Origin of the sequence: Mitsuaria sp. BK041, assembly GCF_014193085.1 — a bacterium.
Taxonomy (GTDB): domain Bacteria; phylum Pseudomonadota; class Gammaproteobacteria; order Burkholderiales; family Burkholderiaceae_C; genus Roseateles.
The window spans coordinates 3,356,651-3,382,047 of sequence record NZ_JACHYT010000001.1 but is presented as its reverse complement, the minus strand read 5'-3'; the positions used below and the strand labels follow the sequence as shown (position 1 = coordinate 3,382,047).

Below are 25,397 nucleotides of genomic sequence, written 5' to 3'. Positions count from 1 at the left end.
ACCAATGCAAGGGGAAGGTGGAAGGGAAGGGGATGGCGGCGGCGCGAGGATCGGCGGCCCGGCTCACAGCGAGCGCAGCACCGCGCGCACCGGCGAGGCGCAGGCGCCGGCCAGCTTCAGCGGCAGCGCGATCAGTTCGTAGTCGCCCTCGGGCACGTCGTCGAGCACCAGGTTCTCGAGCACGCGCAGGTCCAGGCGCAGCAGGCGCTGGTGGCTGTCCAGCGTCTTGCTGGTGGCGGGATCGACCGAGGGCGTGTCCAGGCCGATCAGCTTCACGCCGCGCGCCGCGAGCCACTCGACGGTCTCCGGCGCATAGGCGCTGAACTCGGGATTCCAGACCGTGTCGGCGCGCTCGTTGCAGCGCACCAGCACGCGCGGCGGCAGGTCGTGCGCGGCGTGCTCGAGGTGCTCGACGCGGATCAGCGGGCCGCAGCCGATCGCATGGATCACGCGGCAGGGGCCGAGGTAGGGATCGAGTGCGACTTCCGCGGCGCTCGCGACGCCGTCGGCGTAATGCAGCGGGGCGTCGGCATGCGCGCCGACATGCGGGGACATCGTGATCGCGCTCAGGTTCACCGGGCACTCCGGCGACAGCCGGGCGGTCCACTTCAGCGCGTAGGGCTCGTCGCCGGGAAAGATCGGCGCGTCGGGCGCCACCACCGGCGAGATGTCCCACAGGGACGGGCGTGTTGACTTCATCTGTTGCTCCTGCCGGCCTTGGGCACGACGGCGCGCACCTTAGCGCCGGGTCGGAGGCCGTGGTGTCGGTTAATTCCAACAAGGCGGCATCGTTTCCGCAAGCCGCCCGGCCTCACGACGCCGATGGGCTCAGGGTTATCCAGATCGTTGACACCTCAACTATCAATGCCTAAAGTGCTCCCGTCAAGCAGTCATCGGCCGGCGCGAGCGGGCCTCGGAAACATGCGCATCACCTGCATCGGCGGCGGCCCCGCCGGCTTGTACTTCGCCTTGCTGATGAAGCGGCAGGATCCCGCCCATGAGGTCACGGTGCTGGAGCGCAACCGCGCCGGCGACACCTTCGGCTGGGGCGTGGTGTTCTCCGACCAGACGCTGGCTGCGCTGCGCGAGGCCGATCCCCAGACCGCCGAGCAGATCCTGCAGTCCTTCAACCATTGGGACGACATCGCGGTCCACATCGACGGCCGCACCATGGTCTCGGGCGGGCATGGCTTCTGCGGCATCGGCCGCCGCAAGCTGCTGGACATCCTGCGCGATCGCTGCGAGCAACTGGGCGTCGCGATCCGCTACGAGACCGAGGTCATCGACGACGCCGGCATCGATGCCGACCTGATCATCGCGGCCGATGGCCTCAACAGCCGCCTGCGCCAGAAGTACGCCGTGACCTACCAGCCCGACATCGACCTGCGGCAGTGCCGCTTCGTCTGGCTCGGCACCACCAAGCTTTTCGACGCCTTCACCTTCGACTTCCAGAAGACCGAATGGGGCTGGTTCCAGGCGCACGCCTACCGCTTCGACGAGACGCACTCGACCTTCATCGTCGAGACGCCCGAGCCGGTGTGGAAGGCCGCCGGCCTGGAGGACATGAGCAAGGAGGACGGCATCGCCTTCTGCGAACGGCTCTTCGCCAAGGTGCTGGACGGCCATCCGCTGATTTCCAACGCGGCGCACCTGCGCGGATCCGCGCAGTGGATCCGCTTCCCTCGCGTGGTCTGCAAGCGCTGGGTGCATCACAACGGCCGCGCGCCGGTGGTGCTGATGGGCGACGCGGCGCACACGGCGCATTTCTCGATCGGCTCGGGCACCAAGCTCGCGCTGGAGGATGCGATCGCGCTGGCCCGCGACATCGAACGCCACGGTGGCGGCGTGGAGAGCCTGTCCTCGGCGCTCGACGAATACGAAGCCACCCGCTCGATCGAGGTGCTGCGCATCCAGAACGCGGCGCGCAATTCGACCGAATGGTTCGAGAACGTCGACCGCCACGCGCGCCTGGCGCCGGAGCAGTTCGCGTACTCGCTGCTGACGCGCTCGCAGCGGATCTCGCACGAGAACCTGCGCCTGCGCGATGCGCGTTATGTCGGCGAATACGAGGCCTGGCTGGCGCGCCGCTCGGGCCTGGACCGCGCCGCGCCGCCGATGTTCACGCCGTTCACGTTGCGCGGCACGACGCTGAAGAACCGGGTCGTCGTCTCGCCGATGGCGCAGTACTCGTGCGTCGACGGCCAGCCGGCGGACTACCACCTCGCGCACCTGGGCGCCCGCGCCATGGGCGGCGCGGGCCTGGTCTTCGCGGAGATGACCTGCGTCTCGCCGGATGCCCGCATCACGCCCGGTTGCCCGGGCCTGTGGAACGACGCGCAGCGCGACGGCTGGCGGCGCATCGTCGACCACGTGCATGCGAGCTCCACCGCCAAGATCGCGATGCAGCTCGGCCATGCCGGCGCGAAGGGCTCGACCCGCGTCGCCTGGGAGGGCATCGACCAGCCGCTGGACGAGGGCAACTGGCCGCTGATCTCGGCCTCGCCGCAGCAATACCTGGAGGGCGTGAGCCAGTGGTCGCGCGCGATGACGCGGGACGACATGGACCGCGTCAAGGCCGACTTCGTCGCCGCCACCCGTCGGGCCGCCGAGGCCGGCTTCGACTGGCTGGAGCTGCACTGCGCGCACGGCTACCTGCTGTCGAGCTTCCTGTCGCCGCTGACCAATCAGCGGACTGACGACTACGGCGGCACGCTGGAGCATCGGCTGCGTTATCCGCTCGAGGTCTTCACCGCGATGCGCGCGGTCTGGCCGGCGGATAAGCCGATGTCGGTGCGCATCTCCGCGCACGACTGGGTGCCCGGCGGCACGACGCCGGAGGACGCGGTCGCGATCGCCGAGGCCTTCAAGGCCGCGGGCGCCGACCTGATCGATGTCTCGTCCGGCCAGGTCAGCAAGCGCGAGAAGCCGGTCTACGGCCGCATGTGGCAGACGCCCTTCAGCGAGAGCGTGCGCAACCGCGCCGGCATCGCCACGATCGCGGTGGGCGCGATCTCCGAGGCGGACCATGTCAACAGCATCATCGCGGCCGGGCGTGCCGACCTGTGCGCCGTCGCGCGGCCGCATCTGGCCAATCCGGCCTGGACGCTGACCGAGGCGGCGCGCATCGGCTATCTGTTGGGCCCGGGCTTGGACTGGCCGGTGCAGTACCTGTCCGGCAAGAGCCAGATGGAACGCGACTTCGAACGCCAGCGCGCGATGGGCGGCGGCGCCGCGGCGCAGGAGCAGGCCAACCGGGCGCTCGGCGTCTGAGCGGCGGGACGCGGCGCAGCGATGGGCATTCGAGCAACGATGGACAGGCAGGCGGCATGAGCAACCCGTATCCCCTCGAAGGACTGCATGCGGTCGTCACCGGCGGCGGCTCCGGCATCGGCGCCGCGATCGCGCAGGCGCTGATCGCCGACGGCGCGCGCCTCACCTTGATGGGGCGCCGGCTGGATCGGCTGCAGGCCCAGCGCGACCGGCTCAGCGTCGACGGCGGTCCGTCGGTCGAGCTGCAGGTCTGCGACGTCGCCGACGAGGCCAGCGTGCGCCAGGCCTTCGCCGCGGCGGTGAAGGCCGCCGGGCCGGTCGACCTGCTGGTCAACAACGCCGGCCAGGTCGAGACCGCGCCGTTCGCGAAGACCTCGCTGGAGACCTGGCGGCGACTGCTCGACGTCAATCTCACCGGCAGCTTCCTGTGCAGCCGCGAGGTGCTGCCGGCGATGAGCGAGCGCCGCTTCGGCCGCATCGTCAATGTCGCGAGCACCGCCGCGCTGAAGGGCTACGCCTATGTCGCGGCCTACTGCGCGGCCAAGCATGGCGTGCTCGGTCTGACGCGCGCGCTGGCGCTGGAGACGGCGCGCAAGGGCGTGACCGTCAACGCGGTCTGCCCCGGCTACACCGAGACCGACATCGTCGCCGGCGCGATCGACACCATCGTCGCCAAGACCGGCCGCACGCCGGAGCAAGCCCGGGCCGAGCTGGCGGCGGTCAATCCGCAGGGCCGGCTGGTGGACCCGGCGGAGGTCGCCGCCTCGGTCGCCTGGCTGGCGCGGCGCGACAGCGGATCCATCACCGGCCAGGCCATCGCGGTCGCCGGCGGGGAGGTGATGTGATGCGCGACAGCGACGAGGACCTGGGCCCCGAGCTCGTGCCCGACCTGGAGTCGCGGCTGCACGATGGCGACCATCAGGCGCTGCGCCTGTGGCTGCGCCTGCTGGCCTGCACGACGCGCATCGAGGACCAGATCCGCCAGCGCCTGCGCAACGACTTCGGCACGACGCTGCCGCGCTTCGACCTGCTGGCGCAGCTCGAGCGCAGCCCCGACGGCCTGACGATGCGCGAGCTGTCCCAGCGGCTGATGGTCACCGGCGGCAACGTCACCGGCATCACCGACCAGCTCGAGGCCGAGGGGCTGGTCGTGCGCGAGCCGCATCCGTCGGACCGGCGCAGCGTGACCGTGCGGCTGACGCCGGCCGGGCGGCGCCAGTTCAAGCGCATGGCGGCGACGCACGAGGGCTGGATCGTCGAGCTGCTGGCCGGCTGGTCGACCGAGGAGAAGACCCAGGTGTACGCGCTGCTCGCGGGGCTGAAGGGCCACCTCGCGCAGCTGGACGCCGCGCGCCGATGAGCGGCGGATGCAGGCCATGGCGCCACGCGGCGCGGAGCGATGAACAGGCCGGTGGCCGATGCGGCGCATCGGCGCCAGTGAACGAATCAAGGAGCACGAATCGATGGATCAACACCTCATCAGCGGCAACCGGCGCAGCCTGAAGGGCTTCGAGCCCCGCCACTTCGCGTGGCGGCAGGAGGGCGAGGTCGGCGTGATCACGCTGAACCGTCCCGAGCGCAAGAACCCGCTGACCTTCGAGTCCTATGCCGAGCTGCGCGACCTGTTCCGCACGCTGGCCTATGTCGACGAGGTGAACGCGATCGTCGTTCAGGGCGCGGGCGGCAACTTCTGCTCCGGCGGCGACGTGCACGAGATCATCGGCCCGCTGACGAAGATGTCGATGCCGGACCTGCTCGCCTTCACCCGCATGACCGGCGACCTGGTCAAGGCGATGCGGGCCTGCCCGCAGCCGGTCGTGGCCGCCATCGACGGCGTGTGCGCCGGCGCTGGCGCGATCATGGCGATGGCCTCGGACCTGCGCGTCGGCACCGCGCGCAGCAAGACGGCCTTCCTGTTCACGCGCGTCGGCCTGGCCGGCTGCGACATGGGCGCCTGCGCGCTGCTGCCGCGCATCGTCGGTCAGGGCCGTGCGTCGGACCTGCTCTACACCGGCCGCAGCCTCGGCGGTGAAGAGGCGCTGCAGTGGGGCTTCTTCAACCGCGTGGCGGAGCCGGACGCGCTGGAAGCCCAAGCGGTGGCCTGGGCCGCGGAGATCGCCGCCGGCCCCAACTTCGCGCATGCGATGACCAAGCGGATGCTGCATCAGGAATGGACGATGGGCGTCGACGAGGCCATCGAGGCCGAGGCGCAAGCCCAGGCGATCTGCATGATGACGCAGGACTTCCACCGCGCGTACCACGCGTTCGTCGCCAAGCAGCGCCCCGAATTCAAGGGCGATTGAGGACGGCATGAATCACCTGAAGCACCTGGACTGGCCGTTCTTCGAGGACCGGCATCGCGCGCTCGCGAGCGAACTGGACGCGTGGTGCGCGACGCACCTCGCCCATGGCGCGGTCGATCACGAGGACGTGGACGCGAGCTGCAGGGCACTGGTGAAGGCGCTCGGCGCCGGCGGCTGGCTGAGGCATGCGGTGGCCGGCGAGGGCGAGGCCATCGACACCCGCGCCATCTGCCTGCTGCGCGAGACGCTGGCGCGCCACGACGGGCTGGCGGACTTCGCTTTCGCGATGCAGGGACTGGGATCGGGCGCGATCTCGCTGATGGGCACCCCGGCGCAGCGCGAGGCCTACCTGCCGCGCGTCGCGCGCGGTGAAGCGCTGGCGGCCTTCGCGCTCTCCGAGCCGGAGGCGGGGTCCGATGTCGCGGCGATGCAGTGCGCCGCGCGTGAGGACGGCGACCACTACGTGCTCGACGGCCAGAAGACCTGGATCTCGAACGGCGGCATCGCTGATTTCTACGTGGTGTTCGCGCGCACCGGCGAAGCGCCCGGCTCGCGCGGCATCAGCGCCTTCATCGTCGACGCGGGCCTTCCCGGCTTCGAGATCGCCGAGCGCATCGACGTGATCGCGCCGCACCCGCTGGCGACGCTGCGGTTCACGCGCTGCCGCGTGCCGAAGTCCGCGATGGTCGGCGCGCCGGGCGAAGGCTTCAAGGTGGCGATGCGCACGCTGGATGTGTTCCGCACCTCGGTGGCCGCCGCGGCGCTGGGCTTCGCCCGCCGCGCGCTGGAGGAAGGACTCGCGCAGTCCAAGGAGCGCGCGATGTTCGGCGCGACGCTGGCCGACCTGGCCCTGACCCAGGCCAAGCTGGCCGACATGGCCTGCACCGTCGACAGCAGCGCGCTGCTGGTCTACCGCGCGGCTTGGGAGCGCGACCAGGGTCGCACCATCACCCGCGAGGCCGCGATGGCCAAGCTGATGGCGACCGAAGGCGCGCAGCGCGTCATCGACGCGGCGGTGCAGCTGCATGGCGGGCGCGGCGTGCGGCGCGGCGAGATCGTCGAGTCGCTGTACCGCGAGATCCGCGCGCTGCGCATCTACGAGGGCGCCAGCGAGGTCCAGCAGCTGATCATCGGACGAGACCTGTTGAAGAACGGATAAGGACTTCCTCATGCACCGCAGCGCCCACCAGGACACCTTCGCCCGTGACAACCTTCCGCCGCTGGACCAGTGGCCGGAGCTGGTCTTCGACCTGCCGGCGCTGCGATTCCCGGAGCGGATGAACTGCGCGCATGAGCTGCTGGATCGCTGGGTCGCGCAGGGGCAGGGCGATCGCGCCTGCGTGATCGGCGGCGACGGGCGCGGCGGCGAACTGCGCTGGACCTATGCCGAGCTGCAGGCGCAGGCCAATCGCATCGCCAACGTGCTGGTGAACGAGATGGGTGTGGTGCCGGGGAACCGCGTGCTGCTGCGCGGCGCCAACACGCCGCAGATGGCCGCCTGCTGGTTCGCGGTGATGAAGGCCGGCGCGATCGCGGTGGCGACGATGCCGCTGCTGCGCGCCAAGGAACTGGGCCAGGTCATCGAGAAGGCACGCATCTCGCATGCGCTGTGCGACGAGGCGCTGGCCGGGGAACTGGAGACGGCGCGGGCGCAGTGCCCGGTGCTGGCGCGGGTCTGTCTGTTCCGCAGCGAAGCGGCCGATGGCCTGGAGGCCTTGGCCGAACGCCAATCCGAGCGCTTCGACAACGTCGACACCGCGTCCGACGACTGCGCGCTGATCGCGTTCACCTCCGGCACGACGGGCCAGCCCAAGGGCACGATGCACTTCCATCGCGACGTGATCGCGATCTGCCGATGCTGGCCGGTGCATTGCCTGCGCGCGAAAGCCGACGACGTATTCATCGGCAGTCCCCCGCTGGCCTTCACCTTCGGCCTGGGCGGGCTGGTGCTGTTCCCGCTCAGCGTCGGCGCGTCGACGGTGCTGCTGGAGAAGGCCTCGCCCGACGTGCTGCTGCCCGCGATCGCGAAGCAACGCGCGACGGTCTGCTTCACCGCGCCGACCTCCTACCGCGCGATGGCGGCGCAGGCGGCGTCCCACGACCTGGCGTCGCTGCGCAAGTGCGTCAGCGCGGGCGAGGCGCTGCCCGCGGCGACGCGGCAGCTGTGGAAGGACGCCACCGGCATCGAGCTGATCGACGGCATCGGCGCGACCGAGCTGCTGCACATCTTCATCTCGCACACCGAGGAGACCGCGCGGCCGGGCGCGACCGGCCGGCCGGTGCCGGGCTATCGCGCCCGCGTCGTCGACGACGCGGGGCGCGACGTGCCGGCGGGTACCGTTGGCAAGCTCGCGGTGCAGGGACCGACCGGCTGCCGCTACCTTGCCGACGACCGGCAGGGCCAGTACGTGCGGCACGGCTGGAACCTGACCGGCGACGCCTACCTCATCGACGCCGACGGCTACTTCGTCTACCAGGCGCGCACCGACGACATGATCATCTCCGGCGGCTACAACATCGCTGGGCCGGAGGTGGAGTCGGCGCTGCTGGCCCATCCGGCGGTCGCCGAATGCGCGGTGGTCGGCGTGCCGGACGAGGAGCGCGGCCAGCTGGTGAAGGCCTTCGTCGTGCTCAAGCCCGGCGCGGCTGGCGCCGACGATGAGGCCGCGCTGATCAAGGCGATGCAGGACTTCGTCAAGGCCACGATCGCCCCGTACAAGTACCCCCGTGCGATAGAGTTCCGCGCCAGCCTGCCCCGGACCGAGACCGGCAAGCTGCAGCGCTTCCGGCTGCGCGAAGCATGACGCCGCGCGCAGCGATCCCCACCGCGCCCAGCCGCACCGGCGTGACCATCCGACCCGCCCCTCACGGGGCCTTTCTGGAGCGTCCGATGAACGCGAACGAAACGAAGCCGTCGCCGCAGTACGAGCCCACCGTTGTCCAGCGCGCGCTCGCCGCGCTCGCCGCCATGGGCGCGGTGCTCGCCCTGGCGGCGCCGGCGCAGGCCGCCGACAAGCTCAAGGTCGGCATGCTGAGCACGCTGTCGGGGCCCAGCGCCGGCCTGGGCGTCGACATCCGCGATGGGTTCGCGCTCGCGGTCCAGCAGGGCGGCGGCAAGCTGGGCGGACTGCCGGTCGAGGTCCTGACCGCCGACGACCAGCAGAACCCCGAGGTGGCCAAGCAATCGGCCGAACGGCTGCTCAAGCGCGACAAGGTCGACGTGATGACCGGCATCGTGTTCTCCAACGTGATGCTGGCCGTCGGCCCCAGCGTCTTCGCGGCGCAGGTGCCCTATGTCAGCGCCAACGCCGGGCCGTCGCAGTACGCCGGCGAGCAGTGCAACCGCTACTTCTTCAACGTCGCCTGGCAGAACGACAACCTGCACGAGGCCGTCGGCAAGACGGTGATGGACAAGGGCTTCAAGAAGGTCGTGGTGCTGGCGCCCAACTACCCCGCCGGCAAGGACGCGGTGGCCGGCTTCAAGCGCTACTACAAGGGCGCGGTGGCCGACGAGATCTACACCAAGCTGGGCCAGCTGGACTACGCCGCGGAACTCGCGCAGGCGCGCGCCGCCAAGCCCGATGCGATGTACATCTTCCTGCCCGGGGGCATGGGCATCAACTTCATCAAGCAGTTCGTCGGCGCGGGGCTGTCCAAGGACATCACGCTCTTCGGCCCGGGCTTCTCCGCGGACGAGGACGTCATCAAGGCGGTCGGCGAGCCGATGCTGGGCATGTTCAACAGCTCGCACTGGGCGCACGACCTGGACAACCCGGCCAACAAGCGCTTCGTCGCCGACTTCTTCAAGGCCTACGGCCGGCTGCCCTCGCTGTATGCGAGCCAGGGCTACGACGCGGCGCAGCTGATCGGCGCGGCGGTGCGCGACGTGAAGGGCAAGGTCGAGGACCGGCCCGCGCTGCTCAAGGCGCTGAAGGCGGCGAAGTTCGACTCGGTGCGCGGCCCGTTCCGCTTCAACCACAACCAGTACCCGGTGCAGGACTACTACCTGCGCGTGATCACCAAGGACCCGCAGGGCCGCGTGACCAACCGGACGCTGGGCAAGATCTTCGAGCAGCACGCCGACGCCTACGCGCCGCTGTGCAAGATGAAGTGAAGGCGGCGGGCGCGCATCGATGGACCTCATCCTCGTCGCCGAGCAGGCCCTCAACGGCCTGCAGTTCGGGCTGATGCTGTTCCTGCTGGCGGCCGGCCTCACGCTGGTCTTCGGCATCATGGACCTGATCAACCTGGCGCACGGCTCGCTGTACATGGTCGGCGCCTACCTGGCCGCGGCGGCGATGGCGGCGGGCGCGTCCTTCGGCATCGCCGTGCTCGTGGCGATCGCGGGCACCGCGCTCCTGGGCATGGCGCTGGAGGTGACGCTGCTGCGCCGCCTCTACCAGCGCGACCACCTGAGCCAGGTGCTGGCGACCTTCGCGCTGATCCTGATGCTCAACGAAGGCGTGCGCATGATCTGGGGCGAGCAGCCGCTGATGCTGAACACGCCGGCCGCGCTGTCCGGTCCGGTCGAGCTGCTGCCCGGGCTGATGTATCCGGCCTACCGGCTGCTCATCATCGGCGTGGGGCTGGTCGTGGCGGTGGCGCTGTACCTGCTGGTCACGCGCACGCGCTGGGGCATGTGGGTGCGGGCCGGCGCCTCCAACCGCGCGATGACCACCGCGATGGGCGTGCCCGCGGACCGGCTGTTCACCGCGGTCTTCGGCGTCGGCGCGGCGCTGTGCGCGCTGGCGGGCTCGCTGCTGGGCCCCTTGCTGGCGGTGCAGGTGGGCATGGGCGAGAGCATCCTGATCCTGGCCTTCGTCGTGATCGTGATCGGCGGCATCGGCTCGATCCGCGGCGCGCTGGTCGGCGCGCTGCTGGTGGGGCTGGTGGACACCGGCTCGCGCACGCTGCTGCCCGCGGTGCTGCGGCAGGTGGCGTCGCCGGAGGTGGCGTCCAACCTCGGGCCGGCGCTGGCGTCGATCCTGATCTACCTGCTGATGGCGGCGGTGCTGTTCTGGAAACCGCGCGGCCTGTTCCCCGCGAGAGGCTGAGCCCATGACAGAGCCGATCACCGAGCCGATCACCGGGCCGATCCGCGGGCCGATCACCGAGCCCGTGGCGACCCGCCACACGCTGCTGCACCATCGCGCCCTGGGCCCCTGGGCCTGGGCGCTGCTGGTGGCGCTGGCGGCCTTGCCGCCGCTGCTGCAGGCGCTGGGCCTGGAGTTCTACACGGTGGTCGCGACGCGGGTGCTGATCTTCGCGATCGCCGCGGCGAGCCTGAACCTGATCCTGGGCTTCGGCGGGCTGGTGAGCTTCGGCCATGCGGCCTTCGTCGGCCTGGGCGCCTACACCGTCGCCGTGCTGGCAGATGCGGGCATCGGCTCGGCCTGGATCGCATGGCCGGCCGCGATGGTCGTGTCGGGCGTCGCGGCGGCGGTGATCGGCGCCATCAGCCTGCGCACGCGCGGCGTGTACTTCATCATGATCACGCTGGCCTTCGCGCAGATGTTCCATTACCTGGCGGTCTCGCTGAAGGCCTACGGCGGCGACGACGGCCTGCCGCTGGCGGCGCGCTCGACCCTGTCCGGCCTGCCGCTCAGCCTCGCCGACGATGCCTCGTTCTACTGGGTCGCGCTGGGCGTCTTCGCGCTGGTGTTCGCGGGCCTGCGCCGGCTGGTCAATTCGCCGCTGGGCTGGCTGCTGCAGGCGGCGCGGGAGAACGAGACCCGCGTCGCCGCGACCGGCGGCCGGGTCTTCGCGGTGCAGTGGACCGCCTTCGTCGTCGCCGGTGCGATCGCGGGCCTGGCCGGCGCGCTGCTGGCCAACCTGAACGGCCTGGTGTCGCCGCACCTGATGCACTGGTCGCAGTCGGGCCAGCTGATGGTGATGGTGATCCTGGGCGGCGCCGGCGCACTGTGGGGCGGGCCGCTGGGCGCGGCCGCCTTCCTGCTGCTCGAGGAACTGCTGTCCGGCGTCACGATCCACTGGCAGTTCGCGCTCGGCGCGATCCTGCTGGTGGTCGTGCTCTTCGCCCCGCGAGGGCTCACTGGGCTGGTCGGGCGCAGGCGCGCCCGGTCCAAGGGGACCGCGCATGCCTGAGGTCCTGCACGACCTGTCGAGGGCGTCGCCGTCGCGCTTGCCCGAGCTCGCACTGCTGCAGGTGCATCGCCTGGTGAAGCGCTTCGGCGCGCTGACCGCGACCGACGAGGCCAGCCTCGAGGTGCGCGCCGGTGAGACCCATGCGCTGATCGGCCCGAACGGGGCCGGCAAGACGACGTTGATCCACCAGATCTCCGGCGCGCTGGCGCCCGATGGCGGCGGCCTGTTCTTCGATGGCGAGGACGTCACCGCGCTGTCGATGCCGCAGCGCGTGCGCGTCGGCCTGGTGCGCTCGTTCCAGATCACCAGCATCTACCGGCGCTTCACCGTGCTGGACAACGTGGTGCTGGCAGTGCTCGCGCGGCGGCCGGTGGCGCCCTCGTGGTGGCGTCCGGCGCGCGCGGACGAGGCCGCTTATGCCGATGCCGAGGCGATGCTGGCGCTGGTGGGCCTGACGGCGACGGCCGACCGCGTCGCGGGCACGCTGGCGCATGGCGAGCAGCGCCAGCTGGAACTCGCGCTGGCGCTGGCGGCGCGGCCGCGGCTGCTGCTGCTGGACGAGCCGATGGCGGGCATGGGGCCGGACGAGTCGGCGCGCATGGTCGAGCTGCTGTCGGCGCTGAAGGCGCAGCGGCTGACGCTGCTGCTGGTCGAGCACGACATGGACGCGGTCTTCCGGCTCGCCGACCGCGTGTCGGTGCTGGTGAGCGGGCGCGTCATCGCCACCGGCACGCCGGACGAGATCCGCAACGACGCGGCGGTCCGGCAGGCCTACCTCGGCGACGAGGCGGAGGCCGCGGACCGGGCGGACGCGATGGATGCGGCGGACGCGGCCGGCCCGTCGGCCCGGAGCCACCCGGCGAAGGAGGGTGCATGAGCGACGCACTGCTCGAGATCGAGGGCCTGCGCGCCGGCTACGGCGGCAGCCAGGTGCTGTTCGGCCTCGACCTGCGCATCGCGCCGGGCGAGGTCGCGACGCTGCTGGGCCGCAACGGCATGGGCAAGAGCACGACGCTGCGCTGCCTGACCGGCTGGCTGGCGCCGAGCGGCGGACGCATCCGCTTCGCCGGCGAGGACGTGACCGGCTGGCGCGCCGACCGCATCGCGCGGCTGGGCCTGGCCATCGTGCCCGAGGGGCGCCAGGTCTTCCCCAACCTCAGCGTGCTGGAGCACCTGCAGGCCTTCGAGGCCAACCGCTGCCGCGCGGCCGAGCCGTGGAGCGTCGAGCGGGTCTTCGCGCTGTTCCCGCGGCTGCGGGAGCGCGCGGCCAACCTCGGCCAGCAGCTGTCCGGCGGCGAGCAGCAGATGCTCGCCATCGGCCGCGCGCTGGTCACCAATCCGCGGCTGCTGGTGCTGGACGAGGCCACCGAGGGCCTGGCGCCGCTGATCCGCGAGGACATCTGGCGCTGCCTGGACACGCTGCGCCAGGCGGGCCAGACCATCCTGGTGGTCGACAAGTATGTGAAGCGGCTGATCCGCCTCGCCGACCGGCACAGCATCGTGGAGCGTGGCCAGGTCGTCTGGCGGGGCGACTCCGCGGCGCTGGCGGCCGATCACGGCGTGTGGCACCGCCATCTGGGCGTCTGAGGAGGACGATGTGACGAATGCCGCCTTCGAGCGTGAGGTGCTGATCCGCTTCGGTCATTGCGACCCGGCCGGCATCGTTTTCTTCCCGCGCTACTACGAGCTGCTGAACGCCTTCGTCGAAGACTGGTTCAACGAGGGCCTGGGCGTGTCGTACGCCGAGTTGCTGGGCCCGCGTCGCATTGGCCTGCCCACGGTGCAGCTGCAGACCAACTTCGAGCGCATCAGCCGCCAGGGCGACCGGCTCACGCAGCGGCTGTGGATCGAGCGGGTGGGGCGCAGCTCGCTGTCGCTGCGGGTGCGCTTCGACGGCGCCGACGGCGCGCGCGTGAGCTTCGGCCAGGTGCTGGTGTGCACCTCGCTGGAGACGCATCAGTCCCAGCCCTTTCCCGAGGACGTCCGCGCCGCGCTGGTGCGGGCGGTCCAGGCGCAGCAATCCCATCAATCGTCCGAGCAGTAGAGGAGTCACGACGATGAGCCACGAGAACGAGAAGAACACCCCCGCCGCCAAGCGCCTGCTGCAGCCGGCGGCCTGGGCCGCGCCGCGCGGTTATGCCAATGGCGTGGCCGCGGTCGGCACGCAGGTCTTCGTCGCCGGCCAGATCGGCTGGAACGGGCAGTGCCAGTTCGAGAGCGACGATTTCGTCGACCAGGTGCGGCAGGCCTTGATCAACATCAAGGCGGTGCTGGCCGAGGCCGGCGCCGAGCCGAGGCACATTGCGCGGATGACCTGGTACCTGGTCGACAAGCGCGAGTACGTCGCGCGCGGCCGCGAGGTCGGGCAGGCCTACCGCGAGGTGCTGGGCAGCGAGTACGGCATCGCGATGACCGCCGTGCAGGTGGCGGGGCTGATCGAGGATCGTGCGAAGGTTGAAATCGAGGTGACGGCGGTGGTGCCGGCGCGGGACTAGGATCGGTCCCAGCCTGCGCCGCGTCCCGGGAGACGCAGTCACATCAACAGGAACGGAAGAGACATCATGAGCCAAGCATCCAAGGCCGCGAAGGCCGCATTCCACTGGGACGATCCGCTGCTGCTGGAGCAGCAGCTGAGCGACGACGAGCGCGCCGTGCGCGACGCGGCGCGGGCCTACTGCCAGGACCGGCTGGCGCCGCGGGTGCTGGAGGCCTTCCGGCATGAGAAGACCGACGCGGCGATCTTCCGCGAGATGGGCGAGCTGGGCCTGCTGGGGCCGACGATTCCGGAGGAATACGGCGGCGCCGGTCTGAACTACGTCTGCTACGGCCTGATCGCGCGCGAGGTCGAGCGCGTGGACAGCGGCTACCGCTCGATGATGAGCGTGCAGAGCTCGCTGGTGATGGTGCCGATCCACGAGTTCGGCAACGAGGCGACCAAGCGCAAGTACCTGCCCAAGCTGGCCAGCGGCGAGTGGATCGGCTGCTTCGGGCTGACCGAGCCGAACCACGGCTCGGACCCGGGGTCGATGATCACGCGGGCGCGCAAGGTCGAGGGCGGCTACTCGCTCAGCGGCAGCAAGATGTGGATCACCAACAGCCCGATCGCGGACGTGTTCGTCGTCTGGGCCAAGGACGACGGCGGCCAGATCCGCGGCTTCGTGCTGGAGAAGGGCTGGAAGGGCCTGAGCGCGCCGGCGATCCACGGCAAGGTGGGACTGCGCGCGTCCATCACCGGCGAGATCGTGATGGACGAGGTGTTCTGCCCCGAGGAGAACGCCTTCCCCGAGGTGCGCGGCCTGAAGGGCCCGTTCACCTGCCTGAACAGCGCCCGCTACGGCATCGCCTGGGGCGCGCTGGGCGCGGCCGAGGCCTGCTGGCACACCGCGCGGCAGTACACGATGGACCGCAAGCAATTCGGCAAGCCGCTGGCCGCCAACCAGCTGGTGCAGAAGAAGCTGGCGGACATGCAGACCGAGATCACGCTGGGCCTGCAGGGCTGCCTGCGGCTGGGGCGCATGAAGGACGAGGGCACGGCGGCGGTGGAGATCACGTCGATCATGAAGCGCAACAGCTGTGGCAAGTCGCTGGAGATCGCGCGCGCCGCGCGGGACATGCTGGGCGGCAACGGCATCAGCGACGAGTTCGGCATCGCGCGCCACCTGGTCAATCTCGAGGTGGTCAACACCTACGAGGGCACGCACGACATCCACGCGTTGATCCTGGGACGGGCGCAGACGGGGATCGCGGCGTTCTGAACGGGGCTGTCCTGAACGCGACAGCCGCGGTGGCGGTCCGGGAGGACGATCCGCCGCGGACCCGGCCCGATGAAGGGCCGGGCGCGACCAGGAGACGCGTTCATGGACGACATCACCGCCCGGATCCCATCGCTCAAGGGCCAGGTCAGCGACGCCGAATGGCAGCTGCGCGTGGACCTGGCCGCCTGCTACCGGCTGGTGGCGCGCTATGGCTGGAGCGACCTGATCTTCACGCACATCAGCGCGCGGCTGCCCGGCGACGCGCATGAGTTCCTGATCAACCCCTACGGCCTGATGTTCGACGAGATCACGGCCTCCAGCCTGATCAAGGTCGACGCGCTCGGCAACAAGCTGCAGGAGACGCCGTTCCCGGTGAACCAGGCCGGCTTCATCATCCATTCGGCCATCCATGCGGCGCGGCCGGACGTGGGTTGCGTGCTGCACACGCACACGCGGGCCGGCGTGGCGGTGTCGGCGCAGAAGGACGGCGTGCTGCCGATCTCGCAGCAGTCGACCTTCGTGCTGGCCTCGCTGGCGTACCACGACTACGAGGGCGTCGCGATCCGTCCGGACGAGCAGCCGCGCTTGCAGCGCGACCTCGGCGACAAGATCTTCTACTGCCTGCGCAACCACGGCCTGCTGACCGTGGGCAGGACCATCGGCGACGCCTTCCTGTCGATGTACACCTTCGAGAGCGCCTGCCAGATCCAGATCGCCGCGCAGTCCGGCGGCGCGGCGCTCACGTCGGTCGACGACGCGGTCATCCGCGGCACCGCCGAGTCGATGCGGGTGCAGACCGGCGGCCTGGGCGGTGCCTTCGTCTGGCCGACGCTGCTGCGGCAGGCGCATCGGCAGTGCCCCGGGTTCGACGCCTGAAGCGCGACGCCCCGCTGCCGGCGGGGCGGCTGGGCGCGTGGCCAGCGGGGGCCGCCAGGGTCCGCCTGGGGCCGCCAGAAGCCGGGCTCAGCCCCAGACCCGCGGTGGCCGTCCCAGGCTGGTCTCGGTGAGCAGCGTGCGGGTGCGGTCGTCGAGGGCCTCGGGCGGCACCCGCGCCAGCGCGAGCCGCGCGAACTCCGGCAGGCCCATCAGCATCGCCGAGACGCGCACGCGAGTGCGCTGCTGGTCTTCCAGCACGAACCATTTCATGCCCGGCGAGAAGCGGATCCGCCGGACATCCGCCCAGCGCATGACGCCGCGCCGGCCGAGCAGGCGGCCATAGGCGATGGCTTCCTCCGACACCTGGTGGCGGCCGTAGACGTAGTCCAGGATCATCGGCGCCGACATCAGCCCGAGGCTGATGAAGCAGAGCGTGGTCCAGACGGTCGCGGTGGGGTTCTTGCCGACGGTGTTGGAGATGATCGCGAGCCCGAAGAAGAACACCGCGCCGATGACGCCGATCACCAGCGTGCTGATCGGATGGCGCAGCAAATGCGCCTCGGCCTCGGGACGGGGCTTCAGCCGGTTGCGACCGATCCAGCCCATGACGAGCGCCATCGCGGCGCCCCAGAGCGTCCATTGGACGAGTGATTGCCACCAGGTGTCTTGCATGGGTGATTGCGGATGAGGGGGGGCGTGAGGTCGTGCGGCCGGGCGATTGTGGGCTGGATGCGGGGCGGCCTCAGCCGCCGGGCTCGACGCAGCCCAGCATCGCCTCGATCAGCCGCGCGCCCTGCCGCTCGCGCAGGCAGTAGAGGTACTCCCGCACCATCGGCATCGGCGCCTCGAAGGGCAGGGCGACCAGCTCCGGGTCGCGCCCGGTCTCGTGCGCGGCGAAGATGCTGACCCCCAGCCCGCGCACCACCGCCTCCCGCAGCGCCTCGCGGCTGGCGATCTCCATCTGCGCCCGCGGGCGCACGCCCGCCGCCTCCAGCGCCTGCTCGGTCAGCGCGCGCGTCATCGAGCCGCGCTCCCGCATCAGCAGCGTTTCCGCGCCCAGCGCCGCCAGCGGCACCGCCGTCGCCCGCGCCAGCGCATGCCCGCGCGGCAGCAGCAGCATCAGCGGATCGGCCCCCAGCGCCACCCGGTGCAGCCGCGGGTCGTCCTCCAGATGGCTGGAGGTCGCCAGGTCCACCTGGTAGGCGAGCAGCGCATCCACCATCTGCCGCGAATTGCCGGCCGACACGCTCAGCTCCACCCGCGGATGGCGGACCTTGAAGCGCTGCACCAGCGTCAGCGTGTAGTAGGGCGCCGTCGCGCCCAGGCGCAGCGTCCCGCCCTGCAGCTCGGCCGAGTTGCGCAGCGCGAATTCGATGTCCAGTTCCTGCTGCAGCAGCGTGTCGACCTGCGGCATCAGCCGTCGGCCGGCCTCGCTCAGCGTCAGCCGGCCGCCGCCGCGGTGGAAGAGCTCCACCCCGTACTGCTCCTCCAGCGCCCGGACCTGCGTCGTCACCGTCGGCTGCGACAGCCCCAGCTGCCGCGCCGCGCCCGTGATCGACCCCAGCCGCGCCACCGCGAAGAAGGCCTTGAGCTGGTTCACCAGCATGACGGCGACCCCAAATCCGCCAATACCGGCTTTCGGGAACTTGGGTCGTTTGACGTGTCAATGACATATGCCATTCCTACAGTGTCGCCCATCGATCACCCCGACCGGGGTGCCGCATCCCCCCATGGAGCGCCCATGCGTCTCAAGTCCTTCTCGACCCTCGTCCACACCGCCGCCGCGCTGAGCCTGGCGGTGATCGCCGCGCTGACCAGCCCCGAGGCCCACGCCCAGGGCAAGACTGAACTGCTGGTCTACAGCGCGCTCGAAGCCGACCAGATCAAGGCCTACAAGACCGCCTTCGAGCAGGACCACCCGGCCATCGAGCTGAAGTTCGTGCGCGAGTCCACCGGCATCGTCACCGCGCGCCTGCTGGCCGAGAAGGCCAATCCGCAGGCCGACGTCGTCTGGGGACTGGCCGCGACCTCGCTGATGCTGCTGGACAAGGAAGGGCTGCTGGCGGCCTACGCGCCCAAGGGCCTCGAGCAGGTGCGCCCCACCATGCGCGACCCGCGGCCGCAGCCGACCTGGGTCGGCATGGACCTGTGGTCGTCCGCGGTCTGCTTCAACACCGCCGAGGCGGCCAGGCGCAACCTGCCGCGGCCTGCCGCCTGGAGCGACCTCACCCAGCCCGTCTACAAGGGCCTGCTGACGATGCCGCATCCCGCCTCCAGCGGCACCGGCTACCTGATGGTCTCGGCCTGGCTGCAGATGATGGGCGAGGCCAAGGGCTGGGCCTTCATGGACGCGCTGCACCAGAACATCGGCGTCTACACCCACAGCGGCTCCAAGCCCTGCCGCCAGGCCGGCGCCGGCGAGTTCCCGGTGGGCCTGTCCTTCGAGTACCGCGCCAACAAGACGAAGAAGGAAGGCGCGCCGATCGACATCGTCTTCCCGAAGGAGGGTCTGGGCTGGGATGTCGAGGCCACCGCGATCATGAAGTCGACGCGCAAGCCCGAGGCCGCCCGGGCGCTGGCCGACTGGGCGGTGACCCGCAAGGCCAATGAGCTGTACGCGAAGAACTTCGCCGTGCTGGCGCTGCCGTCGGTGCAGGAGCAGCTGGAGTACGTGCCGTCCGACCTCGACAAGCTGCTGGCGAAGAACGACTTCGGCTGGGCCGCCGCCAATCGGGATCGCATCCTGGCCGAGTGGTCGCGCCGCTACGAGGCCAAGGCCGAGAAGAAGTGATCCGGCCCGGGCCACCGACCAACACGCACCACGGATGACGGACCACGGGCGAGCCATGCTGCACCTGCGCCAGATCACCAAGCGTTTCGGCTCCCAGACGGTGCTGCAAGGCATCGACCTGGACCTGCGCGCCGGCGAGTTCGTCTCGCTGCTCGGCCCGTCGGGCTGCGGCAAGACCACGCTGCTGCGCATCGTCTGCGGCATCGAGACCCCCGAGCTCGGGCAGGTGCTGATGCAGGGGCAGGACATCACTGCCTGGCCGGCGTCGCAGCGCCGCTTCGGTGTCGTGTTCCAGTCCTACGCGCTGTTCCCCAACATGACGGCGATGGAGAACGTCCGCTATGGACTGAGCGGCCTGCCGCGCCGCGAGGCGGCCGAGCGCGCCGCGGAGATGCTGGCGCTGGTGGGCCTGCCGGAGCAGGCCGGCAAGTTTCCCTCGCAGCTCTCCGGCGGCCAGCAGCAGCGGGTCGCACTGGCGCGCGCGCTGGCGCCGCGACCGCGGCTGCTGTTGCTGGATGAGCCGCTGTCGGCGCTGGACGCGCAGGTGCGGCAGGAGCTGCGCGCCGAGATCCGCGCGCTGCAGCAGCGGCTGGGCATCACGACGCTGATGGTCACCCATGACCAGGACGAGGCGCTGGCGATGTCCGACCGCGTGGTGCTGCTCGCCCGCGGACAGATCGCGCAGCAGGGCGCGCCGCGCGAACTTTACGAGCAGCCGGCCAGCGCGTTGGTGGCCGGCTTCATCGGGCGCATGAACTGGATGGAGGGGCAGGTGGTGGCCGATGGCCGGGTGCGCGTGGGCACCACGCTGGTCGACTGCGACACGCGCGTCTACAAGACCGGCAGCGTGGTGCGGCTGGGCATCCGGCCCGAGGCGGTGCAGCTGCTCGACGGCGCGGGCGCGATGCTGCGCGCGCGCGTCGACGCGCTCCAGTTCCAGGGCGCGGTGACGCAGGTGCTGCTGCGCAGCGACGCGCTCGGCGGCGCGTTGAGCGTCGAGCTGCCCAGCGCCGAGGCCGCCGGCCTGCGGGAGGGCGAGGTCCGCGGACTGCGCCTGGCGGCCGCGGCGATCCAGCTCTTCGACGCGCCGCTGTCGATGCGGAGGGTCGCGTGAGCGGCGGACCGGCGCGCGCGCGGGCGAGCGAGTCGGGGACGGCGATCCCGCGCGCGGCGCAGGAGCGGCCCGCTCGGCGCTGGCCCGTCGAGGCCTGGGCGCTGCGCGGGCTGATGGCCGCGGCGCTGGTCGTGCTGACGCTGATCATCCTGCTGCCGCTGGTGTCGCTGCTGGCGCAGAGCGTGCTGGACGGGCAGGGGCGTTTCGTCGGCGGCGCGCACTTCGCCGCGTACTTCTCGACCGGTCGCTGGAGCGCGCTGCGGCACAGCGTGGCGCTGTCGGCGGTGTCGGCGCTGGTCTGCGTCGTGCTGGCCTACGGCTACGCGTGGGCGCTGACGCACACCGCGCTGCCGGCGCGGGCACTGTGGCGCGCGCTGGCGCTGCTGCCGCTGCTGGCGCCGTCGCTGCTGGCGGCCATCGGGCTGGTCTATGCCTTCGGCAATCAGGGCCTGTTGAAGGGCGTGCTGCACGCGGTCGGCGTGGACGGCATCTACGGGCCGGCCGGCATCGTGATGGGGTCGGTGCTGTGGACCTTCCCGCACGCGATGCTGATCCTGGCCACGACACTGTCCGCGAGCGACGCCCGGACCCTGGAGGCCGCGCGCTGCCTGGGCGCGGGCGGATGGCGGGTGTTCCGCACCGTGACCCTGCCGGCCAGCCGCTACGGGCTGCTGATCTCACTGGTGGTCGTGTTCGTGCTGGTGCTGACCGACTTCGGCGTGCCCAAGGTGGTCGGCGGGCAGACGCCGATGCTGGCCACCGACATCTACAAGGAAGTCGTCGGCCAGCAGCGCCTGGACCGCGGCGCCGTGGTGGCGCTGCTCCTGCTGCTGCCGGCGCTGGGGGCCTTCGCGCTGGAGCAGCGCCTGCGCGCGCGCCAGCGGGCGGTGCTGAGCCTGCGCGCGGTGCCGCACGTCCCCACGCCGCATGCGCCGCGGGACCTGGCCGCGCTGCTGTATTGCGCGGTCGTCGCCGCGGCGCTGGTGGGCGTGTTCGGCATCGCCGTGTATGCGTCCTTCGCGCAGTACTGGCCGTACCGGCTCGCGCCGACGCTGTCGCATTACCAGTTCGACATGAGCGATGGCGGCGGCTGGGCCAGCTACGGGAACTCGCTGCGCATGGCGCTGTGGACCGCGGCGGCGGGCGCGGTGATGAGCTTCGCGGTGGCCTGGCTGGTGGACAAGCCGCGCGGGCATCGCGCCGCGCGCGGGCTGCTGAATGCGATGGCGACGCTGCCGATGGCGGTGCCGGGACTGGCGCTGGGGCTGGGCTACATCCTGTTCTTCAACGCGCCGTGGAATCCGCTGCGCGGCTGGTATGGCGGGCTGGGCATCCTGGTGCTGTGCACGGTGGCGCACTACTACTCGGTGGCGCACTTGACGCAGCTGGGCGCGCTGCGCCAGCTCGACCCCGAGTACGAGCGCGTGGCCGAGTCGCTGGGGCTGCCGTTCTGGACCCATCTGGTGCGCGTGCACCTGCCCATCGCGATCCCGACGCTGGTGCAGGTGGCGGGCTACTTCTTCGTGAGCGCGTTGACGACGGTGTCGGCGGTGGTGTTCCTGTATTCGCCCGACACGGCGCTGGCGGCGGTCGCGGTGCTGGCCATGGACGATGCCGGCGATACCGCGCCAGCCGCGGCGATGGCGACGCTGCTGTTCGCGACGGCGGCGATCGGGCGCGGCGTCATCGGCCTGGCCGGCCACCTGCTGGTGCAGCGCACGCAGCGCTGGCGCGCCCGGTAGCGGCATGGATGACATGACGTGCCCTGCTGCGCCTGCGCGCCCATCTCGCCACCGCCAACTCTCTCTCCCGCGAGCGGAAGAGACTGCTTCACTTGACTGACATTCCCATGAACTGTGAGCTCCTCGTGGTCGGTGCCGGCATCGTCGGCCTGGCTCATGCCTGGGCTGGCGCCAGGCGCGGCTGGCGCGTCGTCGTTGTCGAGCGCGATGCCGCCTGCATCGGCGCCTCGATCCGCAACTTCGGTTTCGTCACCGTGACCGGCCAGCAGCGCGGCGCGCACTGGCGGCGCGCGCGGCGCTCGCGCGAGCTGTGGGCCGAGCTCGCGCCGCAGGCCGGCCTGCGCATCGAGCACGCCGGCCTGCTGGTCGCCGCGCGCCACGAGGCCTCGGAGGCGATCCTGGAGGCCTTCCTCGCCACCGAGATGGGCGAGGGCTGCGAGCGGCTCGATGCCGCCGCGGCGCTGGCGCGGCAGCCGGGCCTGCGGGCCGAGGGCCTGCGCGGCGGCCTGTACAGCCCGCACGAGCTGCGCGTCGAGTCGCGCGAGGCGATCCCGCGCATCGCAGCTTGGCTGGCCGAGCGGCATGGCGTCGAATTCCGCTTCGGCGAATCGGCGCTCGAGGCCGAAGCCCCGCACGTGCGCACGTCGCGGGCGAGCTACCACACGGAGCGCGTGGTGGTGTGCTCGGGCGCGGAACTGCACGGCCTCTTCGCCGAGCGCTGGACGCCCCATGCGCTGTCGTTGTGCCAGCTGCAGATGCTGCGGGTGAAGCCCCCGGCGGGCTTCCGGCTGAATGCGGCGCTGATGGCCGACCTGAGCCTGGTGCGCTACGAGGGCTACGCGGCGCTGCCGCAGGCGCGGCCGCTGCTCGAGCGCCTGTCGGCCGAGCGGCACGACGCGCTGGCGCATGGGATCCATTTGATCGTGGTGCAGAGCGCGGACGGCTCGCTGGTCGTCGGCGACTCGCACCACTACGGGCCGGTGCTGCCGCCCTTCGCCAGCGAGGCGGTGGACCGGCTGATCCTCGACGAGCTGCACCGGCAGCTGGCGCTGCCGTCCCTGGAGATCGTCGAGCGCTGGACCGGCGTGTACCCGGTCAGCGCCGAGGTGCCGTGCCTGGTGGAGGCGCCGGACCCGCGCACGCGGCTGGTGATGGTGACCGGCGGCACCGGCGCGAGCACCGCGTTCGGGCTGGCGGAAGAGGTGCTCGCAGACTGGTGAGGGGCACCGGCGGCCCGGCGCTTAGCGGCTGTGCGCCGTCAGCTTGGCCAGCGGCGAGGCCAGGCTGACGCCCGGCGCCGCGCGGCGCGCGCTGACGCGGCCGTCCTCGTCGGTCTCGTCCAGGTCCGGATGCGCGGCGCCAAGCACCGCGCCGGCCGGTCCCGCCGGATCGCGCCGCATCGCCACGCCCACCGCCAGCATGTCGATCACCAGCAGGTGCAGGATGCGGCTGATCATCGGCAGGTGCGTCGCGACGTCCTCGACGTGGTCGACGATCAGCGCCGCGTCGGCCTTCTTCGCCAGCGGCGACTGGCTGGCGGTGATCGCCACCACATGGGCGCCGCGCTCGCGCGCCGCGTCGGCCACCGCGATCAGCTCCGGCAGCTTGCCGCTGCTGCTGATCAGCACCGCCACGTCGCCCGGCTTGAGCGTCTGCGCCGCCAGCAGCTGCAGCCGCGGCTCCACGTAGGCGTTGCAGGCCACGCCCAGGCGCAGGAACTTGAACTGCGCATCCTGCGCGACCACGCCGTAATGGCCGATCGCGAAGAACTCGATGCGCGAGGCCTTCAGCAGCAGCTCGATGCTGCGGTCGATCATGTCGCGGTTGAGCTGGCTGCGCACCTGCAGGATCGCCGACGCGGTGTTGCCCAGCACCTTCTCGCCGAGCTCGACCATCGAGTCGTCCTGCGTCACCTGCGTGTGGCTGACCGGCACCGTGCCCGTCAGGCCCGACGCCAGCCGCAGCTTGAAGTCGGACAGCCCCTCGCAGCCCAGCGAGCGGCAGAAGCGGATCACCGTCGGCTGGCTGACGTTGGCGGCCTTGGCGATCTCGGCGATCGGATCGTTCAGCACCTTGCGCGAATGCGCCAGCACATGGTCCGCGACGCGCTGCTCGGCCGGCGACAGGCCGTCGCGCGCGCGGCGGATCTGGCCGACGATCGCCGACGCGCCGCCGCTGGTCTGCAGGCTGCGCAGCTGCGCCTCCAGGATCGCCGACGCGCCCTTGAAGGTGGCGTGCTCCGCGGTGATCACGAAGGTGGGAATCGCGGCGACGTAGTCGGAGAAGCGGCCCTTGTCCTCGAAGCGGGCGCGGAAGCGCGAGCGGTCGAAATACTCGCCCAGCCGCGGCACGATGCCGCCGCCGATGTAGATGCCGCCCAAGGCGCCCAGCGTCACCGCCAGGTTGGCCGCGGCCGTGCCCAGCAGCGTGCAGAAGAGCTCCAGCGTCTCCTCGCAGACCGGGTCGGTGGCCTCCAGCGCGCGGGCGGTGATCTCCGGCGCGCTCAGCGGCTCCGACGGGCGCTGGAGGTAGTCCGCCATCGCGCGGTGCATCAGCTCCAGGCCCGGGCCGGACAGCAGCCGCTCGAAGGAGACGTGCTCGTACTCGTTCCAGGCGAAGCGCAGCAGCGCGATCTCGCGTTCGTCGCGCGGCGCGAAGTTGGTGTGGCCGCCTTCGGAGCCCAGCGAGATCCAGCCCTCGCCCGCCGGGATCAGGCCCGACACGCCCAGGCCCGAGCCCGAGCCCAGCAGCCCGATCACGCTGTGGGCGCGCGGCTCGCCGCCGCCGATCTGGCGGATCTCGCCGCCCCGCAGCCGCGGCAGCGCCATCGCCAGCGCGGTGAAGTCGTTGACGACCACCAGCGTGTCCAGGCCGAGGCGCTGGCGCGCTTCCTCGATCGAGAACTGCCAGTGGTAGTTGGTCATCCGCACCTGGTCGCCCTCGACCGGGTTGGCGATCGCGATCGCCGCGTGCGCCACGCGCAACTGGCGCGGCAGGCGGTCCATGAAGGCCCGCACGGCGGCGTGGAAGTCGGCGTGCTCGGCGCAGCGCAGCAGCGCGATGTGCTCGAACTCTCCCGGGGAGGTCTCCAGGGCGAAGCGGGCGAAGGTGCCGCCGATGTCGGCGATCAGCCGGGGACTGTCGAATTCACGCATGAAGGAGAGGTGCTGGCCGCCTCGGGCCTGGCATGGATCCGGGCGAATCCAGGCGGCGCGGGGGCGTCGGGGAAGGGGAGATTATGGCCTCCACGCCCGGGAGCGCCGGAAGGGTTCGCCCCTAGCCGCGCCTTGGTCTTGGCGCGTGGTGCTGTAGTGAGACTACAGTGATTTTCAGGGCCGTCGGTGGCATGGATGGGGAGGGAAAAGTGATTGGTGACAATCGCTTGCCAACGAAATCGGAGTGATTGCGTCATGGCCACCGTCGCGAAAAGTGCGACCGGGT

General features: G+C 71.2%; 23 protein-coding genes. 19 read left to right on the top strand and 4 right to left on the bottom strand.

The window, feature by feature from the left end; all coding sequences use genetic code 11:
- Positions 1 to 63: 63 nt before the first annotated feature.
- Positions 64 to 699, bottom strand: coding sequence for an arylformamidase (gene kynB / locus FHT38_RS14240; protein ID WP_183492162.1), 636 nt, complete (start codon positions 697 to 699; stop codon positions 64 to 66).
- 222 nt (positions 700 to 921) lie between these two features.
- On the opposite strand from kynB, the gene FHT38_RS14235 reads away from it, so the two are divergent.
- The 15 genes from FHT38_RS14235 (at position 922) to FHT38_RS14165 (ending at position 16,309) form a co-directional block, all read left to right on the top strand.
- Positions 922 to 3,270 (top strand): bifunctional salicylyl-CoA 5-hydroxylase/oxidoreductase, encoded by a 2,349-nt coding sequence (locus tag FHT38_RS14235; RefSeq protein ID WP_183492161.1) that lies wholly within the window; start codon positions 922 to 924, stop codon positions 3,268 to 3,270.
- 56 nt (positions 3,271 to 3,326) lie between these two features.
- A complete protein-coding gene (locus tag FHT38_RS14230; protein ID WP_183492160.1) occupies positions 3,327 to 4,115 on the top strand; it encodes an SDR family NAD(P)-dependent oxidoreductase in 789 nt (262 codons plus the stop codon).
- On the top strand, positions 4,115 to 4,630 hold the full coding sequence (locus tag FHT38_RS14225) for a MarR family winged helix-turn-helix transcriptional regulator (RefSeq protein ID WP_183492159.1): 516 nt from the start codon (positions 4,115 to 4,117) through the stop codon (positions 4,628 to 4,630). Before FHT38_RS14230 ends, FHT38_RS14225 begins: the two co-directional genes overlap by 1 nt.
- A 103-nt stretch (positions 4,631 to 4,733) precedes the next feature.
- The gene (locus FHT38_RS14220; protein ID WP_183492158.1) at positions 4,734 to 5,573 is read left to right on the top strand and encodes an enoyl-CoA hydratase family protein; all 840 of its coding nucleotides are present in this window, start codon (positions 4,734 to 4,736) and stop codon (positions 5,571 to 5,573) included.
- A gap of 7 nt (positions 5,574 to 5,580) precedes the next feature.
- The gene (locus FHT38_RS14215) at positions 5,581 to 6,732 is read left to right on the top strand and encodes an acyl-CoA dehydrogenase family protein (RefSeq protein WP_183492157.1); all 1,152 of its coding nucleotides are present in this window, start codon (positions 5,581 to 5,583) and stop codon (positions 6,730 to 6,732) included.
- Between the two features lie 10 nt (positions 6,733 to 6,742).
- On the top strand, positions 6,743 to 8,377 hold the full coding sequence (locus FHT38_RS14210) for a benzoate-CoA ligase family protein (RefSeq protein WP_183492156.1): 1,635 nt from the start codon (positions 6,743 to 6,745) through the stop codon (positions 8,375 to 8,377).
- A 164-nt stretch (positions 8,378 to 8,541) separates the two neighbouring features.
- The gene (locus FHT38_RS14205; protein ID WP_255488813.1) at positions 8,542 to 9,687 is read left to right on the top strand and encodes an ABC transporter substrate-binding protein; all 1,146 of its coding nucleotides are present in this window, start codon (positions 8,542 to 8,544) and stop codon (positions 9,685 to 9,687) included.
- Positions 9,688 to 9,706: 19 nt separating this feature from the next.
- Positions 9,707 to 10,627: a branched-chain amino acid ABC transporter permease gene (locus FHT38_RS14200; RefSeq protein WP_183492154.1), complete on the top strand. Its 921-nt coding sequence runs from the start codon at positions 9,707 to 9,709 to the stop codon at positions 10,625 to 10,627.
- A gap of 4 nt (positions 10,628 to 10,631) precedes the next feature.
- A complete protein-coding gene (locus tag FHT38_RS14195; RefSeq protein WP_183492153.1) occupies positions 10,632 to 11,678 on the top strand; it encodes a branched-chain amino acid ABC transporter permease in 1,047 nt (348 codons plus the stop codon).
- On the top strand, positions 11,671 to 12,555 hold the full coding sequence (locus FHT38_RS14190) for an ABC transporter ATP-binding protein (protein WP_183492152.1): 885 nt from the start codon (positions 11,671 to 11,673) through the stop codon (positions 12,553 to 12,555). Before FHT38_RS14195 ends, FHT38_RS14190 begins: the two co-directional genes overlap by 8 nt.
- Complete coding sequence (locus FHT38_RS14185) at positions 12,552 to 13,265, top strand: ABC transporter ATP-binding protein (protein WP_404935713.1); 714 nt, start codon at positions 12,552 to 12,554, stop codon at positions 13,263 to 13,265. Before FHT38_RS14190 ends, FHT38_RS14185 begins: the two co-directional genes overlap by 4 nt.
- 10 nt (positions 13,266 to 13,275) lie before the next feature.
- The gene (locus tag FHT38_RS14180) at positions 13,276 to 13,722 is read left to right on the top strand and encodes a thioesterase family protein (protein WP_091732553.1); all 447 of its coding nucleotides are present in this window, start codon (positions 13,276 to 13,278) and stop codon (positions 13,720 to 13,722) included.
- 13 nt (positions 13,723 to 13,735) lie between these two features.
- The gene (locus tag FHT38_RS14175; RefSeq protein ID WP_147240687.1) at positions 13,736 to 14,173 is read left to right on the top strand and encodes a RidA family protein; all 438 of its coding nucleotides are present in this window, start codon (positions 13,736 to 13,738) and stop codon (positions 14,171 to 14,173) included.
- A gap of 66 nt (positions 14,174 to 14,239) precedes the next feature.
- A complete protein-coding gene (locus FHT38_RS14170) occupies positions 14,240 to 15,433 on the top strand; it encodes an acyl-CoA dehydrogenase (protein ID WP_183492151.1) in 1,194 nt (397 codons plus the stop codon).
- 102 nt (positions 15,434 to 15,535) lie between these two features.
- Positions 15,536 to 16,309, top strand: a complete 774-nt coding sequence (locus FHT38_RS14165) for a class II aldolase/adducin family protein (protein ID WP_183492150.1) — start codon at positions 15,536 to 15,538, stop codon at positions 16,307 to 16,309.
- 87 nt (positions 16,310 to 16,396) lie between these two features.
- On the opposite strand, the gene FHT38_RS14160 is transcribed toward FHT38_RS14165, so the two are convergent.
- Both FHT38_RS14160 and FHT38_RS14155 read right to left on the bottom strand, forming a co-directional pair.
- Complete coding sequence (locus FHT38_RS14160) at positions 16,397 to 16,981, bottom strand: PH domain-containing protein (RefSeq protein ID WP_183492149.1); 585 nt, start codon at positions 16,979 to 16,981, stop codon at positions 16,397 to 16,399.
- A gap of 70 nt (positions 16,982 to 17,051) precedes the next feature.
- On the bottom strand, positions 17,052 to 17,915 hold the full coding sequence (locus tag FHT38_RS14155) for a LysR substrate-binding domain-containing protein (RefSeq protein ID WP_183492148.1): 864 nt from the start codon (positions 17,913 to 17,915) through the stop codon (positions 17,052 to 17,054).
- Positions 17,916 to 18,050: 135 nt separating this feature from the next.
- Here FHT38_RS14155 and FHT38_RS14150 point away from each other — a divergent pair, with 135 nt between their 5' ends.
- The 4 genes from FHT38_RS14150 to FHT38_RS14135 all read left to right on the top strand — a co-directional run bounded on the left by FHT38_RS14150 (position 18,051) and on the right by FHT38_RS14135 (position 23,176).
- Positions 18,051 to 19,100, top strand: a complete 1,050-nt coding sequence (locus FHT38_RS14150; protein WP_183492147.1) for a putative 2-aminoethylphosphonate ABC transporter substrate-binding protein — start codon at positions 18,051 to 18,053, stop codon at positions 19,098 to 19,100.
- 55 nt (positions 19,101 to 19,155) lie between these two features.
- Positions 19,156 to 20,214: an ABC transporter ATP-binding protein gene (locus FHT38_RS14145; protein ID WP_183492146.1), complete on the top strand. Its 1,059-nt coding sequence runs from the start codon at positions 19,156 to 19,158 to the stop codon at positions 20,212 to 20,214.
- Positions 20,211 to 21,956, top strand: a complete 1,746-nt coding sequence (locus FHT38_RS14140; RefSeq protein ID WP_310737378.1) for a putative 2-aminoethylphosphonate ABC transporter permease subunit — start codon at positions 20,211 to 20,213, stop codon at positions 21,954 to 21,956. The genes FHT38_RS14145 and FHT38_RS14140 overlap by 4 nt, the downstream gene beginning before the upstream one ends.
- 107 nt (positions 21,957 to 22,063) lie before the next feature.
- On the top strand, positions 22,064 to 23,176 hold the full coding sequence (locus tag FHT38_RS14135) for a TIGR03364 family FAD-dependent oxidoreductase (protein ID WP_183492145.1): 1,113 nt from the start codon (positions 22,064 to 22,066) through the stop codon (positions 23,174 to 23,176).
- 21 nt (positions 23,177 to 23,197) lie between these two features.
- On the opposite strand, the gene FHT38_RS14130 is transcribed toward FHT38_RS14135, so the two are convergent.
- Positions 23,198 to 25,111 carry a glucokinase gene (locus FHT38_RS14130; protein ID WP_091732595.1) on the bottom strand — a complete coding sequence of 638 codons (1,914 nt, stop codon included), beginning with the start codon at positions 25,109 to 25,111 and terminating at the stop codon, positions 23,198 to 23,200.
- Positions 25,112 to 25,397 lie beyond the last annotated feature (286 nt).